This window comes from Thermosynechococcus sp. OHK43 (genome assembly GCF_014466085.1).
Taxonomy (GTDB): domain Bacteria; phylum Cyanobacteriota; class Cyanobacteriia; order Thermosynechococcales; family Thermosynechococcaceae; genus Thermosynechococcus.
The window spans coordinates 1-11,702 of record NZ_JACOMP010000154.1 but is presented as its reverse complement, the minus strand read 5'-3'; the positions used below and the strand labels follow the sequence as shown (position 1 = coordinate 11,702).

General features: G+C 53.4%; 13 protein-coding genes. 10 read left to right on the top strand and 3 right to left on the bottom strand.

The features are described from left to right. The 9 genes from infB to pgl form a co-directional block, all read left to right on the top strand. Positions 1–1,775: translation initiation factor IF-2 (infB, locus tag H8Q75_RS06510; protein ID WP_297040944.1), on the top strand; the 1,775-nt coding region annotated here is incomplete at its 5' end. 67 nt (positions 1,776–1,842) lie between these two features. After that, positions 1,843–2,763 carry an ABC transporter substrate-binding protein gene (locus H8Q75_RS06505; protein WP_297040943.1) on the top strand — a complete coding sequence of 307 codons (921 nt, stop codon included), beginning with the start codon at positions 1,843–1,845 and terminating at the stop codon, positions 2,761–2,763. Positions 2,764–3,063: 300 nt separating this feature from the next. Next, positions 3,064–4,035, top strand: coding sequence for an L-histidine N(alpha)-methyltransferase (gene egtD / locus H8Q75_RS06500; protein ID WP_024124141.1), 972 nt, complete (start codon positions 3,064–3,066; stop codon positions 4,033–4,035). A 72-nt stretch (positions 4,036–4,107) separates the two neighbouring features. Beyond that, positions 4,108–4,704, top strand: coding sequence for an ATP-dependent Clp protease proteolytic subunit (locus H8Q75_RS06495; protein WP_041428943.1), 597 nt, complete (start codon positions 4,108–4,110; stop codon positions 4,702–4,704). Positions 4,705–4,750: 46 nt separating this feature from the next. Further along, complete coding sequence (locus tag H8Q75_RS06490) at positions 4,751–5,185, top strand: hypothetical protein (protein ID WP_157869627.1); 435 nt, start codon at positions 4,751–4,753, stop codon at positions 5,183–5,185. 10 nt (positions 5,186–5,195) lie between these two features. Then, positions 5,196–5,669, top strand: a complete 474-nt coding sequence (locus tag H8Q75_RS06485; protein WP_024124138.1) for a Tic20 family protein — start codon at positions 5,196–5,198, stop codon at positions 5,667–5,669. Between the two features lie 63 nt (positions 5,670–5,732). Continuing rightward, complete coding sequence (locus H8Q75_RS06480; RefSeq protein WP_024124137.1) at positions 5,733–5,849, top strand: photosystem II reaction center protein I; 117 nt, start codon at positions 5,733–5,735, stop codon at positions 5,847–5,849. A gap of 68 nt (positions 5,850–5,917) precedes the next feature. Next, positions 5,918–7,870 carry a DUF3769 domain-containing protein gene (locus H8Q75_RS06475; protein ID WP_297040942.1) on the top strand — a complete coding sequence of 651 codons (1,953 nt, stop codon included), beginning with the start codon at positions 5,918–5,920 and terminating at the stop codon, positions 7,868–7,870. 23 nt (positions 7,871–7,893) lie between these two features. Then, positions 7,894–8,619 carry a 6-phosphogluconolactonase gene (pgl, locus tag H8Q75_RS06470; protein ID WP_024124135.1) on the top strand — a complete coding sequence of 242 codons (726 nt, stop codon included), beginning with the start codon at positions 7,894–7,896 and terminating at the stop codon, positions 8,617–8,619. On the opposite strand, the gene mutY is transcribed toward pgl, so the two are convergent. Both mutY and H8Q75_RS06460 read right to left on the bottom strand, forming a co-directional pair. Beyond that, positions 8,616–9,722, bottom strand: a complete 1,107-nt coding sequence (gene mutY / locus H8Q75_RS06465) for an A/G-specific adenine glycosylase (protein WP_297040941.1) — start codon at positions 9,720–9,722, stop codon at positions 8,616–8,618. The two genes, pgl and mutY, sit on opposite strands and share 4 nt — an antisense overlap. A gap of 3 nt (positions 9,723–9,725) precedes the next feature. Next, positions 9,726–10,052: a DUF760 domain-containing protein gene (locus H8Q75_RS06460; protein WP_024124133.1), complete on the bottom strand. Its 327-nt coding sequence runs from the start codon at positions 10,050–10,052 to the stop codon at positions 9,726–9,728. A 184-nt stretch (positions 10,053–10,236) separates the two neighbouring features. On the opposite strand from H8Q75_RS06460, the gene deoC reads away from it, so the two are divergent. After that, positions 10,237–10,890, top strand: coding sequence for a deoxyribose-phosphate aldolase (deoC, locus tag H8Q75_RS06455; RefSeq protein WP_024124132.1), 654 nt, complete (start codon positions 10,237–10,239; stop codon positions 10,888–10,890). On the opposite strand, the gene H8Q75_RS06450 is transcribed toward deoC, so the two are convergent. Next, on the bottom strand, positions 10,891–11,702 hold an 812-nt coding region (locus tag H8Q75_RS06450; RefSeq protein ID WP_297040940.1), incomplete at its 5' end, for a metallopeptidase TldD-related protein.

Here is an 11,702-nt window from a genome sequence, read left to right as displayed (position 1 = left end):
GCCCAATGTCGGTGCAGGAATTGGCCACTTTAGTGCGTCGCCCCGAGGCAGAAATCATTAAAATTCTCTTCTTTAAGGGAATTGCCGCCACCATCAACCAGACCCTTGAGATCGAAACGATCGAACTCGTGGCCAAGGAATTGGGGATCACGGTGGAAACAGCACAGCACAAAGTCGAGGCCACAAAAGTCACTGAAATGCTAGAGTCGAGTGACCTTGATCACCTGCAACGGCGTCCGCCTGTGGTCACGATTATGGGTCACGTCGATCATGGCAAAACCACCCTCCTCGATGCCATCCGCAATGCCAAGGTTGCCCAAGGGGAAGCAGGCGGCATCACCCAACACATTGGCGCCTACCACGTGGACGTCGAACACAACGGCGAGAAACATCAGGTGGTCTTTCTCGATACCCCCGGTCACGAAGCCTTTACCGCTATGCGAGCACGGGGGGCACGGGTCACTGACATTGCCGTTCTCGTCGTTGCCGCCGATGATGGCGTACAACCGCAAACTATTGAAGCCATTAGCCACGCCAGGGCAGCCAAGGTTCCGATCATCGTCGCCATTAATAAAATTGATAAAGAGTCTGCCCAACCAGAGCGAATCAAGCAGGAACTCACTGAATACGGTCTAGTGCCCGAAGAGTGGGGCGGCGACACGATTATGGTGCCCGTCAGTGCCCTGCAACAGCAAAATCTCGATACGCTCCTGGAAATGATCCTGCTGGTGGCAGAGGTGGAGGACCTCTACGCCAATCCCAACCGCCCCGCCAAGGGCACCGTCATTGAAGCCCACTTGGATCGGGCGCGGGGACCAGTGGCCACATTGCTGGTACAAAACGGTACACTGCGGGTCGGTGATATTTTAGTGGCGGGTGCCTGTTTTGGTCGGGTTCGCGCCATGATTGATGATCGCGGCCAGCGGGTCGAGGCAGCAACCCCCTCCTTTGCAGTCGAAGTCTTGGGTCTGGCAGATGTCCCTGCTGCGGGAGATGAATTTGAAGTCCTCAGCGATGAAAAAGCCGCCCGTGCCCTTGCAGAGGAGCGCGCCGCCGCCCAACGTCAATCCCGCCTTGCCCAAGCCGCCGCCGCCCGGCGGGTCTCCCTCACTTCCTTGTCTAGCCAAGCCCGCGAAGGGGAACTCAAGGAACTCAATCTCATTCTCAAAGCTGACGTTCAAGGTTCGGTTGAGGCGATTTTAACGGCCCTCAACCAACTGCCCCAAGATCAAGTGCAGTTGCGGATTTTGTTGGCGGCCCCCGGCGAAATTACCGAAACCGATGTTGACCTTGCCGCTGCCAGTAGTGCCGTCATCATTGGCTTTAATACTACCCTCGCTTCAGGAGCACGCCAAGCAGCGGAGCAGCACAACGTGGATATCCGCGAATACAACATCATCTATAAGCTCCTTGATGATATTCAAGGGGCAATGGAGGGGATGCTGGAACCCGAACTGGTGGAGGAAGAACTGGGTCAAGCAGAAGTGCGAGCTATCTTCCCCCTCAGCAAAGGCATGGTGGCCGGCTGTTATGTCCTCAATGGGAAGCTGGTGCGCAACTGCAAAGTACGGGTGCTGCGCCAGCAAAACACCATTCACACGGGGATCTTGAGTTCGCTCAAACGCATGAAGGACGATGTCCGCGAGGTTGCGGCTGGCTATGAATGTGGTGTACGCCTGGATGATTTCCAACAATGGCAGGAAGGAGATATTATTTACGCCTTTCAAACAGTAACAAAACGTCGTAGTCTTGGCAGTGGGGGTGATAGAAACTAAACCGGGGCTGGGTTGATCCGATACAATAACCCTCAACTCATGCTCAACCTCATACAAGGACAGCGCTATGGAGTTGCACCGCCGCACGTTTTTGCGTTGTGTAGCGCAGGGAATGGGGGCGATGGCGATCGCCACAGGCAGTAAAAGCCTCCTCACAGCCTGTGCTGGTAATGTAGATTCAACCTCCAGAACCTCAACCACGGGCACCATCTCCAGCAGGGGTCTCCTCAATCCGGGTACATTGGTTTGGGGGGCTGAGGCCATTGAGGGTGCTCCCTACGTTTTTTATGACCCTACTGATCCCAAAAACTTAGTTGGCTTTGAGGTGGAAATTGCCGCTGCGATCGCCCGCTTGATGGGAGTTAAGGCCCTATTCGTTGACACTGGGTACGAACAACTGCTGGTTGCCCTTGCTGCCAACCGCTTTGATATCATTCTCAACGGTTGGGAAATCACCCCCGATCGCCAGGGCCTTCAACTCTTTTCCCAGCCCTACTATCGCTATGGCCAACAGATCGTAGTCCGAGCCGATGATCCCCGCTTCGAACAATACACTTCTACTAGTGAAGTCACCCTTGCCAATCTGGCTGGCATGACCGTTGGCACTGGCATTGACTACAAAGCCCAAGAAATTCTTGAAGGGGATAAAAAAATTAAAACCCGTACCTACTCTAGTAACAACCTGATCTTTGATGAGTTGGCTCAGGGGCGCCTTGATGCCGTGATGCTAGACTTTCCAATTGTTGCCTACTACGTTCTTGGCACCGGTCCGGGGGGCAAAGTAAACAATCACCTACGGCTAATTGGTGTCCCAATCTTTTTGAATAACTATGTTATTGCCTTTAACAAAAACAACCCCAAAGCAGAAACCCTCAAGACAGAGATTGACCAAGCCCTTGATATCCTCAAGAAAGATGGCACACTGCGCCGCATCTACGAAAAGTGGAACATGTGGAATGATCAACAGGCGCAAATTGGTATTGTTTAAGCAGTAGCAACCGGTGAACCCAAAATCCTCGCTGGATGACCATCCCCCTTTCTGTTTCTGCACTGGCCAGGGCTTGGCAATACTCCCATGATTACCCATGCGGTGTTGGTGCAGTGTGAGTCCACATGAACCTTGCAACTGCAGTGAATACCTAGACAGCGGGAGTGGCAGCCTTGGCACTTCCCTATGGCGCCTTAGGAATTTTATGAATTTGCCGATCGCGGGGTGGGGGCGCCGTTTGGAGCAGCGGCTAAAAGCTAGAATATCCTAAGATTTGCCCATTCTGGAGCCGTTTTCCCTGTGAGCGATCGCCTACGCCTGACCCACTTACCCAGTCTCACCACAGAACAGGACGGCCAAGATGTCATCCGGGGTCTGACTCAGGAACCCAAGTCTCTTCCCTCCTACTATTTCTATGATGCTGCGGGATCGCGCCTCTTTGAACAAATTTGTGAGTTACCGGAATACTACCCCACTCGTACAGAATTGGGCATTTTAAAGACCGCCGCCGGGGCGATCGCCCAACTCACGGGCGCCTGTGAACTTGTGGAACTGGGAAGCGGTAGCGATCGCAAGATTCGCCTCCTCCTGTCCGCCTATACTCAAGTGCAATCCCATCTTTACTACTGTCCCATTGATGTCAGCAGCTCGATCCTCAAGACCAGTGCCATGGCTCTTCTTGCCGATTACCCCCAGCTGAGCATTCATGGCCTTGTTGGCACCTATCAAGTAGGCTTAGAGCACCTACCACCCCCCTTAGCCCCCCGCCGCTTGCTCTGCTTTCTCGGTAGTACAATCGGCAACCTTTCCCCCAGCGAATGCCAGACCCTGTTTCAACAGGTGCATCGGGTTCTTAAGAAAGGGGACTATTTCCTGCTGGGCGTGGATCTCATCAAAGACACGAGTATTTTGCTTTCTGCTTACAACGATGGCCAAGGGGTGACGGCTGCTTTTAACCGCAATATCCTCCATCACCTCAATTGGCGCTTTCAAGGAAATTTTCAGCCCGAAGCCTTTGCCCATCGCGCCATCTATAACCCAATTGCCCAGCAAATTGAAATGTATCTAGATTCGCAACAGAGACAAGCCGTTACCTTGGCTGCCCTTGATTTTCAGTGCACCTTTGCTGCTGGTGAACCAATTCTCACCGAAATTTCCCGCAAGTTTGACCTTACTGCCCTCAAGGAGGCATTCACCGCTGCCGGGTTCCAATGGATCAACACCTTTACTGATCCTCAGCAGTGGTTTGCCCTCTGCCTTTGCCAAGTGTAGAGCGAAGGCTCTAGGAATTAGGTTAGAATCAGGGAGAAAAGCGGCGTTGATAGCTCAGCCTGGAAGGATTCTATGCCCATCGGAGTACCCAAAGTCCCCTACCGGATGCCCGGTGAACCCTACACCCAGTGGATTGACATCTATAACCGTCTCTATCGCGAGCGGATTATTTTCCTGGGTAAAGAAGTGGATGATGAGATTGCCAACCAAATTGTGGCGGTGATGCTCTACCTTGACTCCGAAGATCCGGGCAAAGACATCATGCTCTACATCAACTCCCCGGGTGGCTCCGTCACCGCCGGTATGGCAATTTACGACACGATGCAACATATTAAATCGGATGTCGTCACTATCTGTGTCGGTCTGGCTGCCTCGATGGGGTCTTTCCTCCTTGCAGCTGGCACCAAAGGCAAGCGGTTGGCACTCCCCCACTCCCGCATCATGATTCACCAGCCCTCCGGTGGCACCCGTGGCCAAGCAACGGATATTGAAATCGAGGCTCGCGAAATTTTACGGGTACGGCGCCAACTCAATGAGCTCTATGCCTACCATACGGGCCAGCCCCTGGAAAAAATTGAGCGGGATATGGATCGCGACTTCTTCATGTCCGCTGAGGAGGCAAAAAACTACGGCCTGATTGATCGGGTGATTGAGGAGCGTGCTAACTAGTCTGCCCAAAGGGGTTATCTAAGATGTTATTGAGGTATTGAGACTTATGATGTGGCGATCGCTGAAGCGTGCCATTGACATGGGCTTATCGGTGAGCAGTCTGCCTCTTCTTTTGGGTACCCTGATTGCAATGGGAACAGTTCAGCCAGTGCGTGCCCAGGGCGCCAGTCCTCTGCCGCCAGAGATGATGAAAACCACAGTTGAGCAGATGAGTGATGCCCTTGCAAAATACGTATCAGGGGCTAGTTGCGCCGATATTGCCCAGTTGATCCAAATGCTTCCCACCAATAGCAGCAATTCAGCGCCTGATCCTAGCTCGATTATGGGTGCGGTCATGCTCTCGATTAAGAACAGCCCTGAGCTTCAACTCATTATTGCCTCGCGGGTAGGACCACCCTTGATTAGTAAAACCATAGAGTGCAACATGATTTCCCCCGAACTCCTACTGAAGGTGATGAGTCAATCCCCCTCTACACTCTAAGGAGCAATCTATGAGTTGGCGTGCCACCACCACTGTGCCGGATCGTATCTTCGCCAGTTTAGCCTATCTACTACCCCTGTTCTACGTCATGCCCTTTGGCGGCTTTTTATTTGAGCTATTTCCGCCGCTGCAAGCATTAGTCTTGGTGGTACTGCCCGTTGCCTTAATCTACTCAATTCCCTTTGCGGGGCTACTCGTTTTTATGCTTCTGTACCTGCTGGTGGTACGCAATAACCGTGTGAGTCTCTTTATTCGCTACAACACAATGCAAGCACTGTTGATGGGGATTGTGTTGTTTATTGCCCAACTGCTAATAGAACTCCTTGTCCGCATTGCTAGTTTTGACCTGTTGATTAAGGTGCTCTTCAACTTTATCTTTATTGCCACAGTGATTGGCGTTGTCTATGGGGTGGTGCAGTCTGTGCGCGGCATCTATGCCGAAATTCCCACACTCTCAGATGCGACAAAAAGCCAAGTGTTTTAGGGGATGCGAGGAAGTCCCTCATCCCGTATGATCAGAAGTTGACGCTACGAAAAACACAACATCATGGAAACACTCAAGATTACCGTTTATGTCGTTGTAACCTTCTTTGTACTGCTGTTTGTTTTCGGGTTCCTCTCGGGTGACCCAGCTCGTAATCCCAAGCGCAAGGATCTCGAGTAATCCTCGCCAAAGGGGGCAGGCATCGGGTAAGGTAACTAGGCAGTGGTCGTGAGGAAGTTTGACCGTTGTTGTTCTTACCCCTTTTTGCTAGTCTGCCCCCTCCTACCCAACCCGCAGAATTGACGGCGGTTATCGGCACCTCACAAGCAGACTTACTTGGAACAACGGTAGCCCCTGATCTAAGCAATACAACGCCGATCAGCCCTGAGCCAAGACCTGATTTTACAGCCCCCTTTCCCCTGGGGCAGGCAAATTCTGAAACCTCTGTTGTCCGTGATCAACCCTTAGAGGTGACCGCGGATCGCCAAGAATTTGACCTGCTGCGGCGGTTATTCAATGCCATTGGCAATGTTTTCCTGCGATTCAAGGAAGCCGAACTTAGCGCCGATCGCATTCAAACGGATATTGACGCCCAAATTCTGGTGGCGGAAGGGAATGTAACAATTACCCGCGGTGATCAAGTCCTACAGGGCGATCGCTTGGAGTATAACCTGAGACTGGATCAAGGCTCCCTCACGAATGCCCGCGGCGTTGTCAGTGCTGCCAGGGTGAATCGGGACTTGAACCTGACCCTTTCTCCTGACTCTCTACCCCCTAGGACTCTCCCCGGCTTTGGCCAACAGCAGGTGGAGCCCCAAGCCGCCGCCACGGAAAGCTTGGATCGCCTGCGCTTTGAGGCCGATCGCTTGGAGTTTGATGGCCGCCGTTGGTTTGCAACTAATCTTCGGATCACCAATGACCCCTTTAATCCTCCGGAACTTGAAGCACGGGCACAGGAAGCAATAGCAGAACCCCTTGTCCGTGCCGATGATGAAACCCTGCTAAAAGTTCGACGAGGCAGGATTGTTTTTGATCAGCGCGTGGCTTTACCCATTGTCCTGCGGCAATTTGTTGTGGGTCGTCCCTATGAGATTCTGCCCTTTGAGTTTGGCTATGATGAGCGCGATCGCGGTGGGCTATTTCTTCTCTATCGCTACAGAGCAATCAATACCCCCAATACCCAAGTCACTTTTCTACCATCCATTTATCTAGAACGGATCGTTAGCAATGACTTTAATTTCTTTGACGCCAATAGTTATGGCGGGGCGATCGAAGTGGGGCATCGCTTCACCTCCCAAACCCGCCTGCGGGGTTACGGTTTCTTAAACACCCTAGACCCCAGTGATTGGCCACGTACCTCACGGGCAGGAATAGACCTGTTCCACAATCTTGGTGCACGCCATCTCCTGACCGTGTCTGCCATTTATCGCCAGCGCGTCTTTAATTCCCTTGGGGAGCAGGAAATTAGCAGTAGCCTTGGGGGCACGCTCAGTGGTACAGACATTCCCTTAACTCAAGGCCTAGCCCTCAATTATCTGGTGGGAGGACAATACGTCACGGCGGCCAGCGATGATCCATCCCTACCCCCTAAGCCCAGCCTAGGCCGTCTTCAAGCTGCCGCAAGTCTTAACTGGGCCCTGCCCCTTTGGCGGGGTACCCCCCTACCGCCGACACAAACCCAAGGGCTGCGCTATAGCCCACGTCCTGTACAACCCTTCCTGGAGTTTTATAGTCAGTTGGGCGGTGCAGCTAACTACTACACCAATGGCAGTACTCAACCCGCCTTAGTTGCAGGGGCAGGTTTTCGCGGTCAAGTGGGTCATTTTTCCCGCAACTGGTTGGATTACACAAGTTTTAATCTGGGATTTACACAGACGCTGGGGGAGCCATCCTCACCATTTATTTTTGATCGTATTACTGATTTTAGTGTCTTGAATGTGGGATTGTTGCAGCAGGTTTACGGTCCTCTGCGAGTAGGGACACAGATGAAAATTAATGTGGACACGGGCCGGATCTTTGATACAGACATCATTGTGGAATATAGTCGGCGCACCTATGGGGTGATTTTTCGCTATAACTTGGATAATCGGCTGGGTGCGATTCTATTTCGTATCAATGGATTTAACTGGCGCGGCAATGCGGATCCCTTTTCCAGTCCTGGACTGGGCACAGTAACTGATGGTGTGATTCGCTCTAATTAGGATCTAATTAGGAGGATGCCCCTATGCCAACACCCAATGGACGTGTTTTTCCAGATTTGGCTGCCCTGACGACGGCGGCAAGGCAGTTTGTTCTTGAGCAGGCGAGGGGGGCGATCGCCCAACGAGGACGATTCACAGTTGCTTTAGCCGGTGGTAAGACACCCAAACCCCTCTACGAAAGCCTGGTTGGTGCGGATACTCCTTGGTTACAGTGGTATGTTTTCTGGAGCGATGAACGCTATGTGCCCCTCGATCATCCCGATAGCAATGCGGGGATGGCCCTTCAGGCGTGGCTCAATCATGTACCGATTCCTAGAGACCAGATTCACCCAATGCCCACGGAGGATGCGGATCCGCAGACCGCTGCCGATCGCTATGAGCAACTCCTGCGCCAAACCTTTGGCACCCCTGAAGGAGAATTTCCCAGCTTTGATCTGATTTTGTTGGGGATGGGGCCCGATGGCCATACGGCTTCCCTTTTTCCCCACACAACAGCCCTGACGGTGAGCGATCGCCTGATGACCGTGGGCAACAAGGATGGTCAGTCTCGCCTGACGTTTACCGTTCCCCTGATTAACCATGCCCGCCAAATTCTTTTTCTTGTGAGCGGCGCTAATAAACAAACTGCCCTGCGCCATATTTTTGCCGATACCGGTGATCCCCATCTCTATCCGGCGCGGCTGATTACTGGCAATGCCCTTTGGTTTTTGGATGAGGCGGCCGCTGAGGGTGTCCTTGAAAATGCCTAGGCTGTGGGCCTGCCCCGTTCGTGAATGGCCTGAATAATAGCGGTATTGGCTTTGGGGAAGGGAAACTGCTGCAATTCCTCAGGGGTCACCCAACGGATGGCATCGCATCCCAGAGGCTGAGGAGTTCCTGAAAGATGCTGACAGTAGTAAACATAGAGCGTTACCCGGAAATGGGTATAGGCATGATCAATGTCAATTAGGTGCTCGCCAACACGAATCTCAATCCCCAATTCCTCACGAATTTCCCGCTGAATACATTCCTGAACCGTCTCGTTGGGTTCAATTTTGCCCCCCGGAAATTCCCATAGTCCTCCCAATAGACCCGTCGGTGGCCGGCGATCAATGAGAATCTGACCTGTCTCATTCCAAATCACCGCGACGCCAATCTTTTTGTGGGGTAAGGGGGAACGGCTCATTTTGCGAGGAATCTCATGGGTTAACTGGTGGCGATGGGCCAAGCAATGGCGCTGCCAAGGACAAGCATGACACAGGGGTTGGCGGGGTGTACAGATCGTTGCCCCCAGATCCATGAGGGCTTGATTAAAATCGCGGGGAGACTGGGGACACAGCAGTTGTGCTGACCACTGCCACAGTTGGGCTTCCGCTTGCTTTGGGGGAACCGTGAGTCCGTAAAGACGGGCAAGAACCCGTTTGACATTGCCATCGAGGATAGGCTGGGGTTGGTTGAAGGCGGCACTCAGGATCGCACCTGCAGTACTGCGGCCAATTCCCGGTAATGCCACCACAGCTTCGTAGGTGCGGGGAAACTTGCCGGCGTGATGGGTCATGATCTGTTGGGCAGCGCGATGTAAGTGCCGTGCCCGTGCATAGTAACCGAGTCCCTGCCACAGTTTCAGAACCGTTTCTAGCTCCGCGGCGGCCAAATCGGGAAGGGTGGGAAAGATGGCCAGCCAACGCTGGTAGTAGGGAATCACCGTGGCCACTTGGGTTTGCTGGAGCATGATTTCTGAGACCCAGATGGCGTAGGGATCGCGCGTGTGCCGCCAAGGTAAGTCCCGCCCCTGCTGCTGATACCAATTTAAGAGGGCAAAACGAAGGGCAGGTAATGCGTACCCGCCCCCCCTGTCCTGTACCGTTGGCATGGATTATTTGCTGTCTTCCGCTTGAGCCGCTGCTTGGAGCGATCGCTCGAACTCAAGGCGTTGTTCGGCACCTCGCAGGAAGTAACCACTCATCATTGCCGAAGCCAAGAGACGCCCAAGGTGCTCCCGATTGGTTGTAATGGAAACCTCAAACCCCTCCGGTGGCAAGTAGCCCAGCAGGTTACCAATGTGGCGTTCCATCACAATAGCCATTTCTGGCGACGCGGGACGGGACAGGCGAGCCACCACTTCTGCATCCAAACTTTGCAGATAGTTCCAGAGGGAATCGGCACTTTCCTGAAGGTTGCGAGGGTTCATGGTTGGCTCCATAAAGTGTCCTCCCAAAGAGATAGTGTGGTCCACAGGTGTTGTTGCCTGCGATAACCTAGATTTAATCTAGCAGCGGTGAATTTTAAGTAGGGGGTGGGAGAACCGATCTCCGCAGGTCTCATTTTCCGCCCTGTTTTTATTATTATTCAAGTACTGAAAATAGGGTTGTACTTGGAAAGTCTCTATGACGGAGCATGATTTGTTTGACCTTGCGCCCTACATTGATCATACCCAGCTGGACCCCTTGGCAACCAGAGCGGATATTGAACGTTGCTGTGGGGAGGCCGAGCAATGGAAGTTTGCTGCTGTCTGTGTGATGCCCGTATGGGTCAAGACTGCAGCCCAATTACTCCATCGTACACCTGTGAAAGTCTGTACTGTCATTGGCTTTCCCAGTGGTGCCCACACCAGTCCGACCAAACTCTATGAGGCGCAAGAGGCGGTTGACAGTGGCGCAACGGAATTGGATGTGGCCATTAACTGGGGTTGGCTGAAGGAGGGAAACACAGAGGCTGTCTATCGCGATATTGCCCAAATCTGTGCTGAAACGGGGGTGACGGTCAAGGCAATTTTGGAAACCACAGTGCTCACGGAGGCAGAAAAGCAACTGGCGGTGGATATTTGCTTGGATGCTGGGGTGGCCTTCCTGAAAACCAGTACTGGCTGGCGCGGTGGGGCAACGGTTGCCGATGTGCGTCTTCTTAAGCGCCTGAGTCGCGATCGCGTGGGCATCAAGGCCTCTGGCGGCATTCGTACCCGTGAGCAAGCCCTTGAACTCATCAATGCGGGTGCCACGCGCTTGGGCACCTCCCGCAGTCTCGACTTGATGCAAGTCTAGCTATTCACCGGTGATGGCAAGGGGACTCACCCACACGGGCGGACAACAGCCGTAGGGGGTGATTTCCACCTCAGTGCCCAGATGGCAGATATTTTTCAGCAGGCTGCGAATGTCTCCAGCTACAGTGGCTGCTTCAATACTAATGGCTTCGCCGTTGCGCAAGAGCCAACCGTCAAAGGGCAAGGAAAATGAGCCTTGGAGCGCTTTAACACCGGCGTGCAGGGCATGAAGTTCATCAATCCAGACAAGGCCATCGGCGCGATCGCCCCCTGCGCCCGCGGCAACATCGTAGAAGTGACCACTCACCGTCACCTTTGCTCCCAGGTTGGCATGCCCCGTGGGTTGGGTTTGAAAACGGCGGGCAGTACCGGCACTGTGGTAGAGACCTGTGAGAACCCCCTGCTCAATCAAAGGGATGCGGCGGGTGGGTGTGCCTTCGCCATCAAACAGGGGTTGACCGACATTTTCAGGGTGGCGAGCGTCATCATAGATGCTCAGAAGGGGGCTAGCGATCGCCTGATGCAGAGACTCCGGTGTGGAGAGGCTCTGGCGATCCAAAATGCTTTGGGCATTAAAGAGATTGCTAAAGGCGTTGAGCAAGCTGAGGAAGGCGGCGGCCGAAAACAGTACCGGGTATTGACCCGAAGCAATGGGTTCATAGGCCAGATGGCGAAGGGTTTTGTCGGCCACCTCATCAATGCAGCCGGCAATATCTAAATGTTCAAGGTCGGGACTCAGGCGAATGGCACCCGCACTGCGGGGTTTGCGACCCGCCTCATCGGTTTTGCTGTAGAGGTAGAGGGTGGTGGTGG